Source organism: Rathayibacter sp. VKM Ac-2759 (assembly GCF_009834225.1).
GTDB lineage: Bacteria > Actinomycetota > Actinomycetes > Actinomycetales > Microbacteriaceae > Rathayibacter.
The window spans coordinates 3478274-3498530 of record NZ_CP047176.1; the positions used below are offsets into that span (position 1 = coordinate 3478274).

Sequence of the window (20257 nt, forward strand, 5' to 3'; positions counted from 1 at the left end):
CGGCTCGTGGCATCCGGTTCGGCTCGTCAGAACCCGTGGATTCCGCGAGCCGGACGTGTTTCTGCGAGCCGGACGTCCGCCGGAGACGGAGAGGCGAGCACCGCCGTCCTCACAGATGAGGCTGAACGGCCGATTCCTCCGAATTCCGGGCGATCCGCGCGCCTCAGCCTCAGTTGTGAGGCCGTCAGCGACGTGCCTCGACCAGCTCCACGAGATCGCGCACCCCGCGCCCCGCGAGCGTCGGCCAGATCGTGCGGCCGGCGCCGGGGGCGAGCACCGCGTCGTGCGGCACCCCGATCGGGACGGCACCGGAGGCGACGGCCGCGGCCAGTCCGGTCGGCGAGTCCTCGATCGCGACGCAGCGCGCGATGTCGACGCCGAGGGTCGCGGCGGCCAGGAGGTAGGGCTCGGGGTGCGGCTTGCCCCGCGTCACGTCGTCGCCGGTGACGAGGGCCGCGAGCGGCACCTCCGGAGCGAGCGCGTCGGCCACGACCTCGGCCATGACACGCGACGAGGTGGTGACGATCGCCTGCGGGACTCCCCCGCGGTGCACCTCGCGCAGGAGCTCGCGGGCGCCCGGCCGCCAGGAGAGCCCCCGGCGCATCTCGGCGAGGACGTCGCGCTCGAGGGCCGCCTCGATGTCGGAGTCGGCGAGCGCGACGCCCGCGGCCTGCAGGGCCCGCACCGTCTGCTCCATCGTGCTGCCGATCAGGGCGAGCGCGTCGGCCGGCGTCCACGCGCAGCCGAACCGGGCGGCGAGCGCCCCCTGCGCCCGCACCCAGGCGGGCTCGGAGTCGACGATCGTCCCGTCCATGTCCCACAGCACCGCCACGATCACGCGGCGGCCCCCGCTCGGCGGCGCGGGCTGAGCACTCCCGCGAGCAGCACGGCCACCATCCCGGCGAGCGGCACCACGAGCAGCCCGGCGCGCAGGCCCGCACTGTCGGCGACCAGGCCCACGAGCGGTGGCGACAGCAGGAAGCCGAGCCGCATCAGCCACGAGACGAGCGTCACGCCCGTTCCCGCGCGCAGGCCCGGGATCTCGTCGGCCTCGTGCATCGCCGCGGGCACCGTGGTCGCGAGCCCGAATCCGGCGGCCGCGAAGCCGAGGATCGTGCCGGGGACGGAGGGGAGTGCCAGCGCCGCCCCCATCCCGATCACGGCGATCGCGCCGCCGACCCGCACGACCGTGCGCTGCCCGAAGCGGTCCACGAGCCGGTCGCCGATGATCCGGCCGACGAACTGGGCGCCGACGAGGGCGACGAAGCCGTAGGCGGCGACGGCCGCGGTCGCTCCGAGGGAGCCGTTGAGGTAGACGGCCGCCCAGGTCGACGCGGCGTCCTCGACGAGGGTGCCCGCGATGGCGACGGCGACCAGCGCGGCCAGGAGGAGCACCACGCGGGGCCCGACCCGCCCGCGCACCGGCGTCGCCGCGGCACCGGGCCCGGCCTCGGTCTCGTCGTCGCGACCCGGGAGGCAGAACCGCAGCGCCACGAGCGAGACGACCGCGAACAGCACGCCCGAGATGCTCAGGTGCACCGCGCGCGGCAGTCCGAGCGTGATCGCGCCGGCCGCCATCGAGCCGCCGAGCACCGCGCCGATCGACCAGATCGCGTGGAAGGAGTTGATGATCGAGCGTCCGTAGCGGCGCTGCACCCGCAGGCCGTGGGTGTTCTGCGCCACATCCGTGATCGCGTCTGTCGCCCCCGCGAAGGCCAGCGCAACGGCGAAGACGAGCAGGGACGGAGAGAACCCGGCCAGCACCGTGCCGATCGCCGTGAGGATCGTGCCGGCGACGGCCGCGCGCCCGCTGCCGAGCCTGCGGATCACGACCGCCGCGGCGAGCCCCGCGACGACCGCTCCGGCCGGGAACGCCGCGATCGCGACTCCGTAGGCCGCGTTGTCGAGCCCGAGATCGGCCTTGATCTCGGGGTAGCGCGGGACGAGGTTGGCGAACAGCGCGCCGTTCGTCAGGAACAGCGCGGCGACGGCGCCGCGGGCGCGGCGGACCTCGGGGGTCGGCGGCGCGAGATCGGTGGCGGTCATGCGTACGAACGTACACGTACTGTGTACGATCGTGCACATGGACCACTTCGCCGGAGACGACCGCACCAATCGCGAGCGGATGCTCGCCGGCGACCTCTACATCGCCGACGACCCCGAGAACGCCCGCCTCGCCCAGCGCGCCGTGCGCCTCGCCGACGCCTACCACCGCGCGGCCGTCGAGGACGAGGCCGCCGCCCGCCCGCTGCTCGACGAGCTGATCGGGTCGCTCGGCGACGGCGCGTTCGTGAAGCCTCCGCTGTTCGTCGACTACGGCGAGAACATCACGATCGGCGCGCGCACCTTCGTCAACTACAACCTCACCGCGCTCGACGTCGCCACGATCACGATCGGCGAGGACTGCCAGATCGGCCCGAACGTGCAGCTGCTGACCCCGACGCACCCGGTCGAGCCCGGCCCGCGCCGCGACAAGCTCGAGGCGGCGCTGCCGATCACGATCGGCGACAACGTGTGGCTGGGCGGCGGGGTGATCGTCTGCCCCGGCGTGAGCATCGGCGACGACAGCGTCATCGGGGCGGGCTCGGTCGTCACGCGCGACATCCCCGCCGGGGTCGTCGCGGTGGGCAACCCCGCCCGCGTGCTGCGGAGCATCGCCGAGTGAGCGCGGAGCGCTCCCCGCGGCGCACCGACCCGCACCGGCGCGACCGGATCATCGACGCCTGCCTCGACGTGATCGCGGAGGCGGGGGTCACCGGCACCTCGCACCGCCGCGTCGCCGCCGCGGCCGACGTGCCGCTCGGGTCGATGAGCTACCACTTCACCGGCATGGACGAGCTGCTGCACGAGGCGTTCACGCGCTTCGCCGACACCGTCGCCGCGCAGACGCAGCGCCGGATGGACGACGCGAGCACCCCCGACGAGGCGCGACAGGCCGTGATCGACGTCGTCGTGCACGACATCTTCGGCAGTCGGCGCGAGCTCGTGCTCACCCACGAGCTCTACACGCTCGCCGCGCGGCGGCCGGAGTACCGCGTCATCACGCACACCTGGATGGCCCGCTCCCGCGCCGCCCTCGAGCAGCACTTCGACCCGCTGACGGCGAGGATGATCGACGCGCTGACCGAGGGCCTGACGATCCACCGCGCGCTCGACGACCAGCCCGCCGACGACGCCGTCGTCGAGGAGGCGGTGCGCCGGATCATCGGCTGAGCCGCACCCAGCCGCCCCTGTCACAGTGGAGCGATGAGCGCACTCCCCGATCCCCTCGCCTTCGACCTCGACGAGCTGCGGGAGCGCGTGCTCGAGGAGAGCGGCGGCGCCGTCGACGACAGCATCCCCGAGCTCGCCGCCGCGGACCCGGGTCTCTGCGCGCTCGCCCTCGCGCTCCCCGACGGCACGGTGCGCACCAGCGCCCAGTCCGACGCGCCCTTCAGCATCCAGTCGGCGGTCAAGCCGTTCCTCTTCGCGCTCGCGCTGCTCGACACCGACGGCGGCGCGCTCGATCGCGTCGGCATCGAGCCGACCGGCGAGGCGTTCGACGCGCTGAAGCTCGAGAGCGGCACGGGCCGCCCGCCGAACCCGATGGTCAACGCGGGCGCGCTGCTGACGGCCGCTCTGGTCGACGGAGGCGACGAGCGCGGCCGCAGCGCCCGCATCCTCCGCGGACTGTCGGCCTTCGCCGGCCGTCCGCTCGACGTCGACGAGAGCGTCGCCTGCAACGAGCACCTCCTCGGCGACCGCAACCACGCCCTCGCGCACCTGATGCGGGCGGAGGGGACGCTGCACCTCGGCGCCGACGACGCGGTCTCCGCCTACGCCCGCGCGTGCGCGGTGCTGGTCGACGCGTCGGCGCTCGCGGTCATGGGCGCGACGCTCGCGCTCGGCGGCGTTAACCCGGTGACGGGCGAGCGCGTGGTGCCCGCGCGGGTCGCCCGCGACGTCGTCTCCGTGATGGCGACCTGCGGCGTCTACGACGGCTCCGGCCGGTGGATGCGCGCCGTCGGCATCCCCGCCAAGTCCAGTGTGTCCGGGGCGATCGTGCTCTCGGCGCCCGGCCGCCTGGGCGCCGCCGTGGTCAGCCCGCCGCTCGACGAGCAGGGCACGAGCGTCCGCGGCGCCCTCGCGAGCGAGCTGCTCAGCGCCGGGCTCGACCTGCACTCGTTCGGCACGGCCACGGACTGATCCTCGCGCAACATCAGCGGAGACGACCCGGCCTCCGCTGCCGGCCGAGCGACCCGCTTCTCCGCTGATGATGCGCCGGCTAAGCGCGTTCGAGCGATTCGTCGTGCCGATACGCGACACGCCCTCGGGAGCGTCACCACCTCGAAGAGCCGACCGCGCGGAGATCGACGAGGAACGAGGAGACCGACCTGCGAGCTCAGTCCAGCAGCAGCGCCGGCTCCTCGAGCACGCTGGCGACGTCGGCGACGAAGCGGCTGACGACGTCGCCGTCGACCACGCGGTGGTCGAAGGATCCGCCGACCGTGGTGACGAAGCGGGGGCGGACCTCGCCGTCGACGACCCAGGGCTTCTGCTTGATCGTGCCGAGGGCGATGATCGCGACCTCGCCGGGGTTGAGGATCGGGGTGCCGGTGTCCATGCCGAACACGCCGATGTTCGAGATGGTGATGGTGCCGTTCTGCATGTCGGCGGGCTGGGTCTTGCCGTCGCGGGCCGAGAGCGTCAGCGACTCGAGGGCGCTCGCCAGCTCGAGGAGGCTCATCGACTGCGCCTCCTTCACGTTGGGGACCATGAGTCCCCGCGGGGTCGCTGCGGCGATCCCGAGGTTCACGTAGTGGCGCACGATGATGTCGGAGTCGGTCCACGCGGAGTTGACGGTCGGGTTCCTGCGGACCGCCCAGATCACGGCCTTCGCCATGATCAGCAGCGGCGAGACCTTGACGCCGGCGAAGTCGGGCGAGTTCTTCAGGCGCTTGACGAACTCCATGGTGCGGGTCGCGTCGACGTCGACGAAGACGCTGACGTGCGGCGCGGTGAACGCGCTGTGCGACATCGCGGCGGCGATGGCCTTGCGGACGCCGCGGACGGGGATCCGCTCCTCGCGGGAGTCGCCCCACTCCGGGGTCTGGATGTTGCGGAACACGCTGGCCTGCGACGCGTGCCGGATGACGTCGTCGCGGGTGACCTCGCCGGCGAGTCCCGTCGCCTGCACCTCGAGGAGGTTCACGTCGAGGTCCTTCGCGAGCTTGCGGATGGGCGGCTTCGCGATGACGGGGAGCGCTGCGGCCGCGGGGACCGACGCGGGCCGCACGGGAGCGGCGGGGCGGGCCGGTGCCTCCGGAGCGGACGCGGCGGGGCGGCGCCGGCGCGTCGCGACGTGCCCGCCCGCGGTGCCGTAGCCGACCAGCGCGGCCCCGGAGCCCTCGCCGGGCTCGGTGGTCGAGGGCGCCGGCGGAGTCGCGGGTGCCGCCTGGGCGGGCATCGCCGGGACCTCGGATCCGACCGTTCCGGCACCGGAGCTGACCGTGATGATCGGCGTGCCCACATCGACGGTCTGGCCCTCGTCGACGAGCACGTCGACGACGGTGCCGCTGAACGGCGAGGGCAGCTCGACGAGCGACTTCGCGGTCTCGATCTCGACGAGCACCTGGTTGACGGCCACCTCGTCGCCGACCTTGACCTTCCAGGCGACGATCTCGGCCTCGGTGAGACCCTCGCCGACATCGGGGAGGAGGAACTGCTCTGTCATCGTCGGGACTCCTGGCTGTGCCGGTCGTTCATGAAGTGGGGGCGCGTCAGTACGCGAGCGAGCGGTCGACGGCCTCGAGCACGCGGTCGACGTCGGGGAGGAAGAGCTTCTCGACCTTGGCGGGCGGGAACGGGGCGTCGAAGCCGGCGACCCGGAGGACGGGTGCCTCGAGCGAGTAGAAGGCCTTCTCGGTGACCGTCGCGGCGATCTCAGAGCCGAGGCTGACGTTCGCCGAGGCCTCCTGGGCGACCACGAGTCGGCCGGTCTTGCGCACGGAGGCGAGCAGCGGCTCCCAGTCGATGGGAGCCAGCGAGCGCAGGTCGACGACCTCGACGCTCGTGCCCTCCTCGCCCGCGAGCTCGGCGGCCTGCAGCAGGACCGAGACCATCGGGCCCCAGCCGACGAGCGTGACCTCCTCGCCCTGGCGCACGACGCGCGAGGCGTGCAGCGGCGCGGCGGAGGAGCGCAGGTCGACGTCGCCCTTGGGCCAGTAGCGGCTCTTCGGCTCGAAGAACATCACCGGGTCGTCCGAGGCGATCGCCTCCTGGATCATCCAGTACGCGTCGTTCGGGGTGGAGGGGCTGACGGCCCGGAGCCCCGCCGTGTGGGCGAAGTAGGCCTCGTTGCTCTCCTGGTGGTGCTCGACGGCGCCGATGTGCCCGCCGTAGGGCACCCGGATGACGACGGGCATCGTGAGACCGCCCTCGTGCCGGTTGGTCATCTTGGCGAGCTGCGAGGTGATCTGGTCGAACGCCGGGTAGATGAAGCCGTCGAACTGGATCTCGCAGACGGGCCGGAACCCGCGCATCGCGAGTCCGATCGCCGTGCCCACGATCCCCGACTCGGCCAGGGGCGTGTCGAGCACGCGCTTGGGTCCGAACTCGGCGTGCAGGCCCTCGGTGATGCGGAACACGCCGCCGAGCGGGCCGATGTCCTCGCCCATGAGCAGGACGCGGTCGTTCTCGGTCATCGCGCGGCGGAGGCCGGCGTTGAGCGCCTTGGCCATGGACATCGACTCCAGCTGGACCTCGGAGAGGGCCGGCTGGAGCGTCGTGGTGCTGGTGTCGATCGTCATCACTCGCCTCCGAACGATTCTTCGTAGCGCTGGAGCCACGCCTTCTGCTCCTCGAGCTGCGGATGCGGCTCGGAGTAGACGTGATCGAAGATCACGTCGGTGGGCGGCGCCTCGAGCGCGAGGAGCCGGCGGCGGATGTCGGCGGCGAAGTCCGCGGCCTCCTCGTCGACCTCGTCGAAGAACGACTGCGGGGCGCCCTCGGAGCGGAGGTAGGCGGCGAAGCGGGTGATCGGGTCCTTGGCGACCCACGAGGCGAGCTCGTCGTCGGTGCGGTACTTGGTCGGGTCGTCGCTCGAGGTGTGCGCGCCGATGCGGTACGTGAGTGCCTCGATGAACTGGGGACCGCCGCCGGAGCGCGCGTCGTCGAGGTGCTGGGCGGTGACGGCGTAGCTCGCGAGCACGTCGTTGCCGTCGATCTGCACACCCGGGATGCCGAATCCGGAGGAGCGGAGGTAGAGGGGGCTGCGCGACTGGGTCGCGACGGGCACCGAGATCGCGTAGTGGTTGTTCTGGAGGAAGAAGACCTCGGGCGTGCGGTAGCTGGCGGCGAAGACCATCGCCTCGGAGACGTCGCCCTGGCTCGAGGCGCCGTCGCCGAAGTAGACGACGACCGCGGCGTCCTTCTCGGGGTCCCCGGTGCCGGTCGCGCCGTCGAAGGTGAGGCCCATCGCGTAGCCGGTCGCGTGCAGCGCCTGCGAGCCGAGGACCAGCGTGTAGAGGTGGAAGTTGCCGTTCGCCGAGTCCTTCGGGTCCCAGCCGCCGTGGGTGACTCCGCGCAGCAGCGCGAGGACTCCGAGGAGGTCGATGCCGCGGATCTTGCCGACGACGTGCTCGCGGTAGGAGGGGAAGACGTGGTCCTGCGGGCGCAGCGCGAAGGCGGAGCCGACCTGCGCCGCCTCCTGGCCGTGGCTCGGGACCCAGAGCCCGAGCTGGCCCTGCCGCTGCAGGTTGGCGGCTTCGATGTCGAACCGGCGGACGACCGCCATCTCGCGGTAGAAGGAGCGGTGCTGCTCCTCGCCGATCCCCTCGAGCCGGGACGCGTACTGCTCGGCGGCGGGGGTCGGTGCGAAGCGACCGTCCGCGGTGAGGAACTGGACCGTCGGCGACTGCGTGCTGGTGGCTACCACCCGACTAACCTATCCGCCTGGCCGGATGGCCCTCGGGGAGGGTCTCGACAATGTCCGCCGCCGCGGAGAGGAGCTTGTCGACAGAACTCGCCTCGCCGACGGACACGCGGATGCCCTCCGGCGGGAACGCCCTGACCACGACGCCGGCCCGCTCGAACACCCCGGCGGCCCACTCCGTCTCGTCGCGGGTGTCGAACCAGAGGAAGTTCGCCTCGGACTTCGGGAGGGTCCAGCCCTGGTCGAGGAGCGCCTGCCAGAGCTGGTCGCGCAGCAGCACGATGCGGTGCACCCGCTCGAGCAGCTCCTCCCGGTGCTCGAGCGAGGCGATGGCGGCGGTCTCGGCGAAGCGGGTCACCGAGAGCGGGATGGCGGTGGAGCGCGCGGCGTCGAGGATGCGCGGGTGCCCGATCGCGTAGCCGACCCGCAGGCCCGCGAGGCCGTAGGCCTTCGAGAAGGTGCGCGCGATCACCAGGTTGGGGTGGCGGGCGAGGAGGGTCGTGCCGTCGACGGCGCGCTCGTCGCGGACGAACTCGGCGTAGGCCTCGTCGAGGAGGACGAGGACGTCGGAGGGGACCCGGTCGAGGAACGCCGCCACGTCGTCGGCCTGCGCGACGGTGCCGGTGGGGTTGTTGGGGCTGCAGATGATCACGAGTCGCGTGCGCTCGGTGATCGCCTGCGCCATCGCGTCGAGGTCGTGGGTGTCGTCGGGGCGGAGCGGGACGCGGACGCTGGTCGCTCCCGCGGTGGTCACCAGGGACGGGTAGGCCTCGAACGAGCGCCAGGCGTAGAGGACCTCGTCGCCCTCTCCGGCGGCGGCGCTGATGAGCTGGGCGATGACGGCGACGGATCCGGCTCCGACGATGACCTCGTCGATGCCGACGCCGTAGCTCTCGGCGAGCGCCGTCCGCAGCGCGGTGGCCGCGGCGTCGGGGTAGCGGTTGAAGTCGTCGACTCCGCGCACCCGCTCGAGCACCGAGGGCAGCGGATCGAACGGGTTCTCGTTCGAGGACAGCTTGAACGCGTCGGCGGAGGCCGCTCGGCCCTGGCGGTACGCCGGGAGGGCGAGGATCTCGGGACGGAGTCGGACGGGAGGCCCCTGCTGATCGGTCACCCGCCCCATGCTAGGCCGAGGGGCCGACAGGGCCGCGGCGCGCTCGGCGCGAGGATCACGATCGGGTGTCGAACGCTCGGCGTCCCCCTTCGAGGGGCGCCCGCCGGCGATCCCCCCGATTAGGGTTCAATGATGCGGAGTCGATGGCGAGCCGAGCGGCAGCACCCTGTGCGGGGACCGCTCGCGCGCGCCACTGCCGCCCTGGTCGTCGCGGCGGTCGCCGTCTCCCTCGCCTCCTGCGCACCCTCGAGCGACGGCGCCGAGCCGACTCCGACCGCGCGCGTGGTCTCGGTCGAGGTGTCCGCCACCGCCGAGTTCACGGCGGCGAAGGAGCAGGGACTGGCGACCCGCGACGACGCGCTCGCCCTCCTCACCGCCACCGACTCCACCGTCGAGGGCGCGGTGCGCAGCACCCTGCTCTCGGCCGTCGCCGCGCTCAACTCCGCGCTCGGCGGGGTCTCGGCCGAGGCGATCGTCGAGGCGACCACGGCGACCACGGAGGCGGAGCTCGCGCTCGCCGACCGGGTGCGCGGTCTCGGCGAGGCCGCTCTCGCCACCGGCCGCGGCTCCTCCGCCCGGCGCGCGGCGCTGACCGCCGCCATCGACCGGCTCGAGGCGGCCGTCGAGGCGCGCGCCGGTCTCTCCGGTGCGGCGCAGGAGGTGCTCGACGCTCGCGATCCGCTGATCCCGCCTCCCGGGAGCGGTGGCGGCCCGCCCGCGCCGCAGGCCCCGCAGCAGCCCGCGCCCGCGACGACCGCGCCCGCACCGACCGTCCCTCCGGAGCCGGTCGAGCCGCCACCGGCTCCCGCGCCCGCCCCACCGCCGGCGACCGACGCCCCCGCGCCCACGGCGGCCCCGACGCAGCCCGCGCCGGAACCCGAACCGGAGCCCGAGCCGACCGCCGTGCCCGTCCCCGACTGCAGCACCGATCCCGACCTCTGCGTGCCGGCGCCGACTCCGTCGATCGACGACCCCGTCACCTGAACCTCTCGCGGCCGGCCCGTCCGGCCGCGATAGTGGAGGCATGCGCAGACTCCTCCTCGGACTCCTGACCAACGCCGTCGCGATCTGGCTGACCACGCTGGTCGTATCCGGCGTCCGCGTGGATCCGTACGAGGAGGGGGCGACCGCCGCGATCCTCACGTACCTCCTGGTCGCCGTGATCTTCGGAGTCGTCAACGCAGTGGTCGGCGGCGTGGTGCGCGTGGTCGCGTTCCCCCTGTACATCCTCACGCTCGGCCTGGTCGCCTTCCTCGTCAACGGGCTCCTCCTGCTGCTGACCGCGTGGGTCAGCGGGCTCTTCGGCTTCGGTCTCGTCGTCGACGGCTTCTGGTGGGGCGTGCTCGGCGCCCTCGTGCTCGCGATCGTCAACTGGTTCATCGGGCTGCTCGTCCGGCCGTTCCTCGGGCGTCGCGAGGACTGACCGGCACCGTCGTCAGCCGCATCGCGACCCTCGAGTCGGGTGCCGCGCGCCAGAGTCCGAACAGAGCGGCACCGGTGGCGGCGAGCCGCGGCTCGGCGTCGAGCGCCTGCGCCGTCGCCACGTAGGAGTCGAGCGCGTGCGCCGGCACGGCCCCCTCCTGCAGCGTCGAGTCTGGTGAATCGCGCTCGACGACGATCACCCCGGGCTCCTGGGCGGCGGTGCGGCCGAACCCGCTCAGCGCGGGAACGAGGTCGTCGGAGTGCTCGATCGACACCGAGCGCGTGCCGCTGGGCAGATCGAGACCGCGGATCGGACTGCCGAACGCGACCACGTCGTGCACGTCGTAGCGCCCCGACTGCGCGACCCGGAGCGCGACGAGCCCGCCCTGGGAGTGCGCCGCGATCGTCACCGGGGCGCCGTCGGGGATCCCCGCCGCCTCCATCGCCGCGAGCGTCCCCGCGACCGACGCCGAGCCTCCGCCGCTCATCGCCTTCAGGTTCGACGCGGCACCGAACGCCTGCTCGGGGTCGCTGCTCCAGTCGGTCGTCCCCGAGACCGTCACCAGCCACTCCTCGCCGAAGCGCTCGATCACCACCTGGGGCCCGTCGGGGTCGCTCGGCGGGATGCGGCCGGCCAGCTCGCCCCAGCTCGCGGGCGGCGTGGCCGCCGACCCCAGCCGGACCGGGGGCGGATCGACCGACTCGACGCGCACCCGGCGCTCCCCCGGCGCCGGGATCGCGCCGAAGAGGGTCGCGAGGACCACGAGCACGCCCGCCGCCGAGCTCACGCCGCCGCCGATCACCTCGTCGGCGGGGCGTCCCCCGAGGGCGGCGCTGACCGGCGGCGGCAGCAGCAGGACGCCGATCTCCGTGCCGAGCCCGATCCCCGAGATCATCGCGCGCAGGCCCTCGACGACGAGCGGATCGCCGAGCAGCGCGCGCACGAGCTCCTCCTTCTCGGCGGAGAGCTCGGCGCGGGCGCCGTCCTCGCCCGCCAGCACGCGCACCGCGGCGCCGATCGAGCCGAACACCGCCTCGGCCGTCGCCCCGACCAGCACCGCGGCGTCCTCGCGCGCGCCGGGCACACGGCGGGCGAACGACTCCGCCGCCCGGAGGCCGGAGCTCACGACGGCGACGAGCGGCGCCACGCGGCCGGGGATGAGGACCGGCCGCTCCTCGAGCCCCTCCTCCGCCCGCGTGTACGCCGACGCGGCCTCGCCCAGCGCGTCGCGCAGCAGCACCGCCTCGGCCTCGAGCCCGTGCAGGCGCCGGGCGAGCATCTCGAGCTCGCCGGCGCGCTCAGGAGCGGCGGAGGCGACGGCGGGAGCCGCCCGCGCCGCGGCACCCGTGCACTCGCCGAGGCCACGGAGCACCGCCTCGAGCGCCCTCCGTCGCTCGTCCAGCTCGCCGGTGTCGACGCGGCTGAGCAGGGCCGCCCTCACCGCGCACCCCCGCCCATCAGGCCCCGCGCCGCGCCCTCGGCGACCGCGAGCCCCGCGAGGAGCTCGCTCGCCCGTTCCGCGAATCCGCGCGCCGCGTCGTCCTCCCAGTCGGCGTCCGGCAGGAGGCCCGCCGCCGCCGCACGGACCCCGCCGATCCCCTCGGCGAGCGCGGTCAACTCCGCGCTCGGCCACGCCGTCGCCCCCGCCGGCTGCTCGATCACCATCCGCACCGCCTCCGTTCCGTCCTCGTCCGGGCCAGCTTCGACGGGAAGCGCCGGGCCGCGGGGCCGCCTCCGCCCGACCCGTGGACAGCGGCCGGATCGGCCGGGTGTGGAGGAGCCGCGGTGCGCCACAATGGGCGGGTGACCCCCCGCTCCTCGACGCCCTCGGCCTTCGCCGTGTGCTTCGTCTGCACCGGCAACATCTGCCGGTCCCCGATGGCCGAGGTGGTGCTGCGGTCCCTCGCGGAGCGCGCGGGGCTCGCCTCCGTCATCGAGATCAGCTCGGCCGGGACGGGCGAGTGGCACCTCGGCGAGCACGCCGACCACCGCGCGCTCGACGCGCTCGAGCGGCGCGGCCTCGACGGCGGCCTGCACCGCGCGCAGCTCTTCGACCCCGCCCGCTTCGACGAGTTCGACCTCGTCGTCGCGCTCGACCACGGCCACGAGCGGGCGCTGCGCTCGTGGGCGCGCACCGATACGGACCGGCAGAAGGTGCGCCGCCTGCTCGCCTTCGAGCCGTCGCTGTCGCCGCAGGGCGACGTCCCCGACCCCTACTATTCCGATGCGGCGGCGTTCGACCAGGTGCTCTCGCTCATCGAGAGCGCGTGCCGGTCGCTCTTCGCCCAGATCGAACCGGGGCTGCGCGGCAATCGCGCGACCCGCCCCGACTCCCCCGACGCGCGCTCCGCCGCCGTCGCCGGCTCCGCGGCCCGCGCGGACCACCGTCACCCGGAAGGCCCCACCGCATGACCTCGCTCCCCACCCAGCCGCTGAGCCCCCTCGACGGCCGGTACAGCGGCGCCGTCTCGTCGCTCGGCGAGTACCTCTCCGAGGCCGGCCTCAACCGCGCGCGCGTGCACGTCGAGGTCGAGTGGCTGCTCGCCCTCACCGACCGGAGGCTCTTCGGCTCCGAGCCGGTCGACGCCGCCACCGCCGAGGAGCTGCGCCGCCGCGCCCGCGACTTCGGCCAGGCCGAGATCGACGAGCTCGCGACCCTCGAGGCCCGCACCCGCCACGACGTGAAGGCCGTCGAGTACCTCGTGCGCCACTGGCTCGCCGACCTCGGGCTCGACCGCATCGCCGAGCTGACCCACTTCGCCGCCACCAGCGAGGACATCAACAACCTCTCCTACGCGATCGTGGTGCGGCAGGCGGTCGGCGAGATCTGGCTGCCGAAGCTCCGCTCGGTCGTCGACTCCCTGCGCGGGCTCGCCGTCCGCTACCGCGACGAGGCGATGCTGAGCCGCACCCACGGCCAGCCCGCGACGCCCACCACGATGGGCAAGGAGTTCGCCGTCTACGCGTTCCGGCTCGAGCGGGTCATCACGCAGATCGAGGCGACGGAGTACCTGGGCAAGTTCAGCGGAGCGACCGGCACGTTCGCGGCGCACCTCGCGGCCGACCCGGACACCGACTGGCCGGCGCTGGCCGCCGAGTTCGTCTCGTCCCTCGGCCTCGTCTTCAACCCGCTGACGACGCAGATCGAGTCGCACGACTGGCAGGCCGAGCTCTACGGCAGGGCGGCGCACGCGAACCGGATCCTGCACAACATCTGCACCGACGTCTGGACCTACATCTCGCTCGGCTACTTCCGGCAGATCCCGCAGGCGGGGGCGACCGGCTCGTCGACCATGCCGCACAAGATCAACCCGATCCGCTTCGAGAACGCCGAGGCCAACCTCGAGCTCTCGAGCGCCCTGCTCGACTCGCTCGGTCAGACCCTGGTCACCTCGCGGCTGCAGCGCGACCTCACCGACTCGACGACCCAGCGCAACATCGGAGTCGCGTTCGGCCACTCCCTCCTCGCACTCGACAACATCGCGCGCGGCCTGCTCGAGATCGACCTCGACCCGAAGGCCCTCGCCGCCGATCTCGACACCAACTGGGAGGTGCTCGCCGAGGCGATCCAGACCGTGATCCGCGCCGAGGTGGTCGCCGGCCGCTCCGACATCACCGACCCGTACGCGCTGCTCAAGGACCTCACCCGCGGCAAGCGCCTCGGTGCCGAGGACCTCGCCGCGTTCGTCGGCTCGCTCGACATCGGCGAGGCCGCGCGGGAACGGCTGCTCGCACTGACCCCCGCCGCGTACACGGGCGTCGCCTCCGCCCTGGTGGACCGCCTGCCCTGACCCGCTCCTGCCACGAGGACGCGGTGTCGGAGGTCGCGCGTAGCGTCGGAGGATGAGCGGCTGCGCGATCGACGGGTGCCGGGCGGGCGCCGACGCGCGCGCACCGCTCCCCCTCTGCCCGGGGCATCTCGAGCTCGCGCACGACTGGGTCGCCCGCGAGAGCGGCGTGGTCGACGCCCTGCCGTCGCCGTGCCCCGTCTGCGGCTCGCGGCTCGGCGTCCACCTCCCCTCCGCGTGGCTCTGCGCCGCGTGCGAGTGGCGGTTCGGCGACGTGCCCGACGGCGAGCTCGCGCCGCCGCGGATCGACGTCGTCTACTACATCCGCTTCGGCGAGCGCATCAAGATCGGCACCAGCGGCAACCCGCGCCAGCGCCTGCACCGGCTGCGGCACGAGGAGCTGCTCGCCTTCGAGCGGGGCGGCCGCGCGCTCGAGCAGCACCGGCACGCGCAGTTCGCCGCCGAGCGGCTCGAGCGCACGGAGTGGTTCACCAGGAGCCCCGCGCTCGACCGCCACATCGAGGCGGTCGCCGCCGGCGAACCCGACCCGTGGGCGCTGCACCGCCGCTGGTGGAGCGAGGCGCTCGCCCTGCGCACCTGAGGGCCCTGCGCACCTGAGGCCCGTGCACCCGAGCCGTCAGTGCACCCGAGCCGTCAGCGGGTCCAGGAGGCGACCAGCAGGTCTCCCCGGATCAGCCGCAGCTCCTCGAGCACCCGGTCGACCACGGCGGCCGAGACCCCCGAGGCGGTCACGTCGTGCGGTCCGAGCGGCAGGAGGCGGCCGGTGCGGATCCGCACGACCTCCCAGCCCGCCGACCGCAGCGCGCGGTCCTTCCGCCGGTCCGCCTCCTCGCGGCGGCCGACGTGCTCGAGGCCGTGCCGGCCCGTGGAGTCGTACTCGATCGCGACGCGCAGCTCGCCGAGGACGATGTCGGGCCACGCCTCCAGATGGTCGAAGAACGGCCGCCCGAGGCGGACCGCCGTGAACCCGGCCTCGAACTCGAGGCGCGCGGCGAGCATCGCCCGCAGCCGCGCCTCGACGGCCGAGGCGGGCGGAGGCGCGCACCGGCTCGCGAACGGCTCGCCGACGGGGAGCTCGGGCGTCTTCGCGCAGATCCGCGGCCCCCTGGCGGGTCTGCTCGGCGGCGCGTCGCTCTGCGGCGCCCGCGGGGTCCGCGGCTGGGCGAGCGCCGCGCACTCGGGGCACCAGGAGGAGCGGCGTCGCTCGCGGCCGGGACGGTGGCGCTGCTCGTCGGGAGTCGCGACGAAGAGGTGTCCGGAGTCGCAGAGCCAGCAGAGGTAGACATCGGCCGCCGGCGGGATCTGGCTCAGCACGATGCCGTCGTTGTACTCGGGCCGGTACTGCCGCACCAGCACGGGGAACGACGACCACGCCTCGCGGTACCGCCCGACCTCGTAGGGCACGTCGACTCCTCGCGAGAACCGCCGCCGCTCCCACCACCGCCCGATCGCCTCCGCCATCCCCGCACCGTACGTCCGACCACCGACGCCCGCCGAGGGACGAGGCCGCACACCTCGCCTCCGGCACTGGTGGATCTCGATACGCCCGCTGCGCGGGCTACTCGATCAGCAAGTAGCCGCACACCGTCGATCGCGGTTGCGCTGTCATCGAGGGAACCCCGAACCGTCGAGGGAGACCGGGTTTCCAGGCGGCCTCGACGCTCCGCGGTTCCCTGGCTGCCGCCACGAGGCCCAGGCCCGACCTGCCGCGCAAGCCGGCCCCACGAGCGCATCGCGGAATCGCGTGCCAAGCGATTCCGCGCAGCGGACGCAGGACGCTCTACGACACCCGGCCACCTGCACGAGCCGACCGCGGGACAGGGCGGCGATGCCGCCCTGTCCTAATGAGCGGAGTCCTGCTCGTCGAGGTCGGCGATCTCGGCGTCGTCGGGCTTGAAGGTCAGCGAGAACATCGCGATGGCGACGAGGACGACGATGAACGCGACTCCGAACGAGACGGCGGCCACCACCGGCTCGCGGGTCGACAGCAGCACGACGAGGCCCACGAACGCCGCCATGCCGGCCGAGAACCCGATGAGCTCGAGGGGGCGGAGGCGGTCCTTGCGGGTCGGCTGGAAGGTGCGCGGCGTGAAGTCGTCGGGCTGGCCTTCGGGGGTCTGGCCTTCGGCGGTCATCGGTCTCCTCCGGTGGTCGGTGTCGAGGTGTCGACGGCATCGGCACCGGCGGCCCACTTGAGAGAGAACGCGGCGATCGCGAGGTAGACGCCGACCATCACGGCGTAGGCGCCGAGCAGCCCGACCGTGACGACCGGGTGCGGCGGGAGCAGGGCGAACGCGGCGCCGAGCAGCACGGTCCCGGCGCCGACGACGACCGCGTCGCGGGCGGCGAGGCCCTGCCCGCGGCGTCCGCTGGTGATCTCGAGCGAGCCCGAGACCAGGGCCCAGCCGGCGACGAGGGCGACGAAGAGCATCAGGGTGGCGACGGGCAGGGCCACGAGGGCCAGGACCCCGGCGAGCAGCGTGACGCCCGCCGAGACGACGGCGGGCCGCTTCCCGCGGTCGTCGCCTGCTCGGAGCGCGCGCAGGAGCGAGACGGCGCCGGTCGCGAGGGCGAATCCGGCGAAGACCGCGAGCCCGAACGCCGGGCTGTGGTCGGGGGAGAAGGTGACCACGCATCCGGCGGCCGCGGCGACCGCGGCGCGCGCGAGCGCGAGGGTCCAGGAGCTGGCCCGTTCGGCGGTGTCGGCGGCGTGGGCCACGGTCGAGCCTCTCTGGTGGTGCGGTGGGTCGGGGGTCGTGAGGGACCGAGCGACGCCGCCGGGTCCGTCGGCGCTGATCGCGCGATCCGGAGGCGGGGAGGGCCCTGCCGGGCCCGTCTGCTCCGCGGACTGTCCGATTTTACGCTCTCCGCGAGCCGCGGGGCGCTCCGGCGGCGCTCCGGCGCCCGATCCTCGGCGAGCCCGCAGCAATCCGCACCGTGTCGGTCCTGTTACCACAGGGTTACAACACTGCGGCCTCCGGGGCCGCGGACTCGCCCTGTACGGGTGACGCTCGCTATCGTGGGTCCGTTCCCTTCCCCGTGCGATGCCCGCGCGCCCCCGCCCCCCGACACAGGCGCTGAACGCACCCGCCGTTCTGCACGCCGCTCGAACCTGGAGTTGATGCCTTGAACGGACTGGATCTCGCGATACTCGCTCAGCGGGCCCGCGATCTGGCCTTCAGCAAGCTCGTCGCCGGTGGCTTCCACCGGTTCGGGAAGGGCTCCCGCATCTGCCTTCCGTTCCGGATCGGAGCCGGTCAGGGCAGCCGCATCTCGATCGGCGAGAACGTCCTGATCAGTGCGAACTGCATGCTGATGGTCCCCTCCTCCGACGCTCCGACGCCGGCTCTGATCATCGGTGACCGCGTCCGGATGAACATGTCGGCGATCACGGCCGTGAAGAGCGTCATCATCGAGGACGGCGTCGGCATCGCGCGCGGCTGCTACATCTCGGACCACTCCCACGGCTTCTCCGACGCCGGCACCTTCGTCCGCGACCAGCCGATCGAGCGCATCGCTCCGGTGCGCATCGGCCGCGGCGCCTGGCTCGGCGAGAACGTCGTGATCATGCCCGGCGTCACCGTCGGCCGCGGTGCGGTCATCGGAGCGAACGCCGTCGTCCGCGAGGACGTGCCCGACTACTCCGTCGCCGTCGGGGTCCCCGCGCGCGTCATCCGGACCTTCGCGTGAGGACACCGCCTGTGGGCAACCAGACCGGGGACGGCCTCGTGCGCGACGTCGTCTTCACCTTCTCCTACGAGACGTACACCGACGCGGCGCGCCGGGGCATGATGCGTCCGCCGGACCGCATCCTCACCTCGCTGATGGAGAGCCCCCAGGTGGGGCGCCTGATCGTGGCGAACCCGTTCCGCTTCCTGCCGACCGCCCTGGTCCGCTCCACCCTCGGCAAGGAGGTGGAGTTCCCGGGCACGCCGACGCGCGTCCTGCACACTCCGCTGCGCCTGCGCCGGAGCGACCCGACCGACATCGCCGGTCTCGAGAAGGAGTACCGGGCGTACGACCGCGGCATCGCGAAGCTGGCCGACGAGCTCGAGCTCGTCCGCCCCGTGGTCGTCACCACGAGCCCCGTCGTCGCCGGCTTCTCGCCCTTCGAGTGGGCGGAGCACGTGATGTTCTTCGCCCGCGACGACTGGACGACCTCCACCCGCTGGAAGAGCCACTGGCCCGCGTTCCAGGAGGCGTACCGCCGCGTGGCGACCTCCGGTCGCTCGGTGACCGCCGTCTCGCAGGAGATCATCGACCGCATCGCCCCCACCGGCCCGCACGCCGTGGTGCCGAACGGCGTGGCTCCGGAGGAGTGGGGCGGCCCGGTCCCCGACGCCCCCGAGTGGCTTCAGCGGATCCCCGGCCCGCGCGCCCTGCACGTGGGCACGCTCGACGACCGGCTCGACGTCGAGGGCATCGTCGCGGTCGCGACCGCGCATCCCGCGCTGCAGATCGTCCTGATGGGCCCGCAGCCCGATCCCGGCTACCTCGCCCCGCTCGCGCGCTTCTCGAACGTGCACCTGCACCACTCGGTGGGGCGGCGCGAACTGGTCGCGACGATGCGCAACGTCGATCTGTGCCTCCTCGCGCACCGGCGCACCCCGCTCACCGAGGCGATGAGCCCGCTGAAGCTCTACGAGTACGTCGCGAGCGGCTGCCCCGTCATCTCGGTCGACCTCCCGCCCATCCACGGGATCAGCGACCGCATCCGGATCGTGCCGACGATGGCGGAGTTCGCCTCCGTCGTCGACGACGCCCTCGCCGACGGCCACGCCACCGAGGAGGACCGCCTGGAGTGGGTGCACGCCAACTCGTGGGCCGCCCGGCACGGCACGGTCCTCGACATCCTGCTCGACCGCGGGGGCGCCCGCTCGGGCGAGGTCGTCTCCGGCTGACCTCCGGGTCGCCTCCCCCGCTCCACCACGATCTCCCGTCACATTCAGCATCCGCCCGGGCCGGCCATCGGCTCCCCGGTCCGGAGGAGGGCCCCATGTCCGAGTTCCTGTTCGTCTGCTCCGGCGGAGGGCACCTCAAGCAGCTGTTCACGCTCTCGTCCCGGTTCGGGATCGATCCGGCCGATCAGCACTGGGGCACCTTCGACAACGGCCTGAGCCGCTCGCTCCTCGAGGGCCGTCGCGTGACCTTCAGCCGCTTCGCCGCCCCGCGGGACACCCTGCCGATCGCGCAGAACGCCCTGCTGGCGCACCGCATCATCGGCAAGGGCGACTACTCGGCGGTGTTCAGCACCGGGTCGAGCCCGGCGGTGTCCTTCATGCCGGAGGCGTCGCTGCGCGGCATCGAGTGCCACTACATCGAGAGCGCGGCCCGGGCCGACGGCCCCTCGATCACGGGGCGGATCATGTCGCGCCTGCCCGGGGTGAACACCTACAGCCAGTACCCGGTGTGGGCCGACGACCGCTGGAAGTTCGGCGGCTCCATCTTCGACGCCTTCACCACCGGCCCCGCGAGGGAGGTCACCGGGATCCGCCGGGTCGTCCTCTCCGTCGGCACCCAGGACCTCTACCCCTTCGACCGGCTGATCGCCGCCGCCGTCCCCCTGCTCTCGGGCGCGGAGGTGCTCTGGCAGACCGGCCTCGCCGACGTCTCGCCGTACGGCATCGAGGGCCGCGTCAGCGTCCCCCACCACGAGCTGCAGGAGGCGGTGGACGCCGCGGACGTGGTCATCGCGCACGCCGGCACGGGAGCCGCCATCACCGCCATCGAGGCGGGCAAGGTGCCGATCCTGGTCCCGCGCCTCGTCGCGCGCGGCGAGCACATCGACGACCACCAGATCCAGATCGCCCGCGAGCTCGACCGCCGCGGACTCGCGATCGCCGCGTCGCCCGAGGAGCTGACCGAGGAGCTGCTGCTCCGGGCCGCCGCCCTCTCGACGCGCGTCGTCGAGGACGTGGCCCCGTTCCGCTTCACTCCGGCCCGAGCGCGCCTGCGCCGCGGCCGGACCCGCGTCGCGTTCGGCGACCGCGCCGTCTAGG

22 protein-coding genes are annotated in these 20257 nt (G+C 73.6%); 11 read left to right on the forward strand and 11 right to left on the reverse strand.

The features are described from left to right. Nucleotides 1-184: 184 nt before the first annotated feature. Both GSU68_RS16290 and GSU68_RS16295 read right to left on the reverse strand, forming a co-directional pair. Nucleotides 185-838 carry an HAD family phosphatase gene (locus tag GSU68_RS16290; protein WP_244259315.1) on the reverse strand — a complete coding sequence of 218 codons (654 nt, stop codon included), beginning with the start codon at nucleotides 836-838 and terminating at the stop codon, nucleotides 185-187. Beyond that, entirely contained in the window at nucleotides 835-2046 is a 1212-nt protein-coding gene (locus tag GSU68_RS16295; protein ID WP_159909699.1) for an MFS transporter, read from the reverse strand. Before GSU68_RS16295 ends, GSU68_RS16290 begins: the two co-directional genes overlap by 4 nt. Nucleotides 2047-2077: 31 nt before the next feature. On the opposite strand from GSU68_RS16295, the gene GSU68_RS16300 reads away from it, so the two are divergent. Genes GSU68_RS16300 through glsA form a run of 3 tightly spaced genes read left to right on the forward strand, consistent with a single transcriptional unit; the run spans nucleotide 2078 to nucleotide 4185 of the window. Further along, the gene (locus tag GSU68_RS16300; RefSeq protein ID WP_159909700.1) at nucleotides 2078-2665 is read left to right on the forward strand and encodes a sugar O-acetyltransferase; all 588 of its coding nucleotides are present in this window, start codon (nucleotides 2078-2080) and stop codon (nucleotides 2663-2665) included. Beyond that, the gene (locus GSU68_RS16305; RefSeq protein WP_159909701.1) at nucleotides 2662-3213 is read left to right on the forward strand and encodes a TetR family transcriptional regulator; all 552 of its coding nucleotides are present in this window, start codon (nucleotides 2662-2664) and stop codon (nucleotides 3211-3213) included. The genes GSU68_RS16300 and GSU68_RS16305 overlap by 4 nt, the downstream gene beginning before the upstream one ends. 33 nt (nucleotides 3214-3246) lie before the next feature. Further along, nucleotides 3247-4185, forward strand: coding sequence for a glutaminase A (glsA, locus tag GSU68_RS16310; protein ID WP_159909702.1), 939 nt, complete (start codon nucleotides 3247-3249; stop codon nucleotides 4183-4185). A gap of 196 nt (nucleotides 4186-4381) precedes the next feature. Here the strand turns inward: glsA and GSU68_RS16315 are convergent, their stop codons facing one another. Genes GSU68_RS16315 through hisC form a run of 4 tightly spaced genes read right to left on the reverse strand, consistent with a single transcriptional unit; the run spans nucleotide 4382 to nucleotide 9026 of the window. Continuing rightward, nucleotides 4382-5713, reverse strand: a complete 1332-nt coding sequence (locus GSU68_RS16315) for a dihydrolipoamide acetyltransferase family protein (protein ID WP_159909703.1) — start codon at nucleotides 5711-5713, stop codon at nucleotides 4382-4384. A gap of 46 nt (nucleotides 5714-5759) precedes the next feature. Beyond that, nucleotides 5760-6788: an alpha-ketoacid dehydrogenase subunit beta gene (locus GSU68_RS16320; RefSeq protein WP_159909704.1), complete on the reverse strand. Its 1029-nt coding sequence runs from the start codon at nucleotides 6786-6788 to the stop codon at nucleotides 5760-5762. Continuing rightward, nucleotides 6788-7915 carry a thiamine pyrophosphate-dependent dehydrogenase E1 component subunit alpha gene (locus GSU68_RS16325; protein WP_159909705.1) on the reverse strand — a complete coding sequence of 376 codons (1128 nt, stop codon included), beginning with the start codon at nucleotides 7913-7915 and terminating at the stop codon, nucleotides 6788-6790. The genes GSU68_RS16320 and GSU68_RS16325 overlap by 1 nt, the downstream gene beginning before the upstream one ends. A gap of 4 nt (nucleotides 7916-7919) precedes the next feature. Next, entirely contained in the window at nucleotides 7920-9026 is a 1107-nt protein-coding gene (gene hisC, locus GSU68_RS16330) for a histidinol-phosphate transaminase (RefSeq protein WP_244259316.1), read from the reverse strand. Between the two features lie 168 nt (nucleotides 9027-9194). On the opposite strand from hisC, the gene GSU68_RS16335 reads away from it, so the two are divergent. Both GSU68_RS16335 and GSU68_RS16340 read left to right on the forward strand, forming a co-directional pair. Next, the gene (locus GSU68_RS16335) at nucleotides 9195-10010 is read left to right on the forward strand and encodes a hypothetical protein (protein ID WP_159909707.1); all 816 of its coding nucleotides are present in this window, start codon (nucleotides 9195-9197) and stop codon (nucleotides 10008-10010) included. Nucleotides 10011-10050: 40 nt separating this feature from the next. Further along, nucleotides 10051-10449 (forward strand): phage holin family protein, encoded by a 399-nt coding sequence (locus tag GSU68_RS16340; protein WP_159909708.1) that lies wholly within the window; start codon nucleotides 10051-10053, stop codon nucleotides 10447-10449. Here GSU68_RS16340 and GSU68_RS16345 read toward each other — a convergent pair. Together GSU68_RS16345 and GSU68_RS16350 are read right to left on the reverse strand one after the other, a co-directional pair. After that, complete coding sequence (locus GSU68_RS16345) at nucleotides 10403-11890, reverse strand: hypothetical protein (RefSeq protein ID WP_159909709.1); 1488 nt, start codon at nucleotides 11888-11890, stop codon at nucleotides 10403-10405. The genes GSU68_RS16340 and GSU68_RS16345 overlap by 47 nt on opposite strands. Continuing rightward, nucleotides 11887-12114: a hypothetical protein gene (locus GSU68_RS16350; protein ID WP_159909710.1), complete on the reverse strand. Its 228-nt coding sequence runs from the start codon at nucleotides 12112-12114 to the stop codon at nucleotides 11887-11889. The genes GSU68_RS16345 and GSU68_RS16350 overlap by 4 nt, the downstream gene beginning before the upstream one ends. 138 nt (nucleotides 12115-12252) lie before the next feature. Between GSU68_RS16350 and GSU68_RS16355 the strand changes: the two genes are divergently transcribed. Genes GSU68_RS16355 through GSU68_RS16365 form a run of 3 tightly spaced genes read left to right on the forward strand, consistent with a single transcriptional unit; the run spans nucleotide 12253 to nucleotide 14838 of the window. Then, nucleotides 12253-12861 (forward strand): low molecular weight protein-tyrosine-phosphatase, encoded by a 609-nt coding sequence (locus GSU68_RS16355; protein WP_348272498.1) that lies wholly within the window; start codon nucleotides 12253-12255, stop codon nucleotides 12859-12861. Then, nucleotides 12858-14240, forward strand: a complete 1383-nt coding sequence (gene purB, locus GSU68_RS16360; protein ID WP_159909711.1) for an adenylosuccinate lyase — start codon at nucleotides 12858-12860, stop codon at nucleotides 14238-14240. Before GSU68_RS16355 ends, purB begins: the two co-directional genes overlap by 4 nt. 52 nt (nucleotides 14241-14292) lie before the next feature. After that, nucleotides 14293-14838 (forward strand): GIY-YIG nuclease family protein, encoded by a 546-nt coding sequence (locus GSU68_RS16365; RefSeq protein ID WP_159909712.1) that lies wholly within the window; start codon nucleotides 14293-14295, stop codon nucleotides 14836-14838. 53 nt (nucleotides 14839-14891) lie between these two features. Here the strand turns inward: GSU68_RS16365 and GSU68_RS16370 are convergent, their stop codons facing one another. From GSU68_RS16370 to GSU68_RS16380, 3 genes are all read right to left on the reverse strand, one after another. Further along, a complete protein-coding gene (locus GSU68_RS16370; protein WP_159909713.1) occupies nucleotides 14892-15719 on the reverse strand; it encodes a hypothetical protein in 828 nt (275 codons plus the stop codon). Nucleotides 15720-16099: 380 nt separating this feature from the next. After that, the gene (locus GSU68_RS16375) at nucleotides 16100-16393 is read right to left on the reverse strand and encodes a hypothetical protein (protein ID WP_244259317.1); all 294 of its coding nucleotides are present in this window, start codon (nucleotides 16391-16393) and stop codon (nucleotides 16100-16102) included. Beyond that, nucleotides 16390-16977 carry a DUF308 domain-containing protein gene (locus GSU68_RS16380; RefSeq protein ID WP_159909714.1) on the reverse strand — a complete coding sequence of 196 codons (588 nt, stop codon included), beginning with the start codon at nucleotides 16975-16977 and terminating at the stop codon, nucleotides 16390-16392. The genes GSU68_RS16375 and GSU68_RS16380 overlap by 4 nt, the downstream gene beginning before the upstream one ends. Nucleotides 16978-17384: 407 nt before the next feature. Between GSU68_RS16380 and GSU68_RS20095 the strand changes: the two genes are divergently transcribed. From GSU68_RS20095 to GSU68_RS16395, 3 genes are all read left to right on the forward strand, one after another. Next, nucleotides 17385-17948: an acyltransferase gene (locus tag GSU68_RS20095; protein WP_159909715.1), complete on the forward strand. Its 564-nt coding sequence runs from the start codon at nucleotides 17385-17387 to the stop codon at nucleotides 17946-17948. 11 nt (nucleotides 17949-17959) lie between these two features. Then, the gene (locus tag GSU68_RS16390) at nucleotides 17960-19159 is read left to right on the forward strand and encodes a glycosyltransferase (protein WP_159909716.1); all 1200 of its coding nucleotides are present in this window, start codon (nucleotides 17960-17962) and stop codon (nucleotides 19157-19159) included. Between the two features lie 95 nt (nucleotides 19160-19254). Next, nucleotides 19255-20256 (forward strand): glycosyltransferase, encoded by a 1002-nt coding sequence (locus tag GSU68_RS16395; protein ID WP_159909717.1) that lies wholly within the window; start codon nucleotides 19255-19257, stop codon nucleotides 20254-20256. Nucleotide 20257 lies beyond the last annotated feature (1 nt).

Coding starts and splice junctions, on each gene's coding strand:
- GSU68_RS16320 (WP_159909704.1), bottom strand. CDS start 6,788: ATGACGATCGACACCAGCACCACGACGCTCCAGCCGGCCCTCTCCGAG.
- GSU68_RS16350 (WP_159909710.1), bottom strand. CDS start 12,114: ATGGTGATCGAGCAGCCGGCGGGGGCGACGGCGTGGCCGAGCGCGGAG.
- GSU68_RS16340 (WP_159909708.1), top strand. CDS start 10,051: ATGCGCAGACTCCTCCTCGGACTCCTGACCAACGCCGTCGCGATCTGG.
- GSU68_RS16395 (WP_159909717.1), top strand. CDS start 19,255: ATGTCCGAGTTCCTGTTCGTCTGCTCCGGCGGAGGGCACCTCAAGCAG.
- GSU68_RS16315 (WP_159909703.1), bottom strand. CDS start 5,713: ATGACAGAGCAGTTCCTCCTCCCCGATGTCGGCGAGGGTCTCACCGAG.
- GSU68_RS16375 (WP_244259317.1), bottom strand. CDS start 16,393: ATGACCGCCGAAGGCCAGACCCCCGAAGGCCAGCCCGACGACTTCACG.
- GSU68_RS16365 (WP_159909712.1), top strand. CDS start 14,293: ATGAGCGGCTGCGCGATCGACGGGTGCCGGGCGGGCGCCGACGCGCGC.
- glsA (WP_159909702.1), top strand. CDS start 3,247: ATGAGCGCACTCCCCGATCCCCTCGCCTTCGACCTCGACGAGCTGCGG.
- purB (WP_159909711.1), top strand. CDS start 12,858: ATGACCTCGCTCCCCACCCAGCCGCTGAGCCCCCTCGACGGCCGGTAC.
- GSU68_RS16295 (WP_159909699.1), bottom strand. CDS start 2,046: ATGACCGCCACCGATCTCGCGCCGCCGACCCCCGAGGTCCGCCGCGCC.
- GSU68_RS16370 (WP_159909713.1), bottom strand. CDS start 15,719: ATGGCGGAGGCGATCGGGCGGTGGTGGGAGCGGCGGCGGTTCTCGCGA.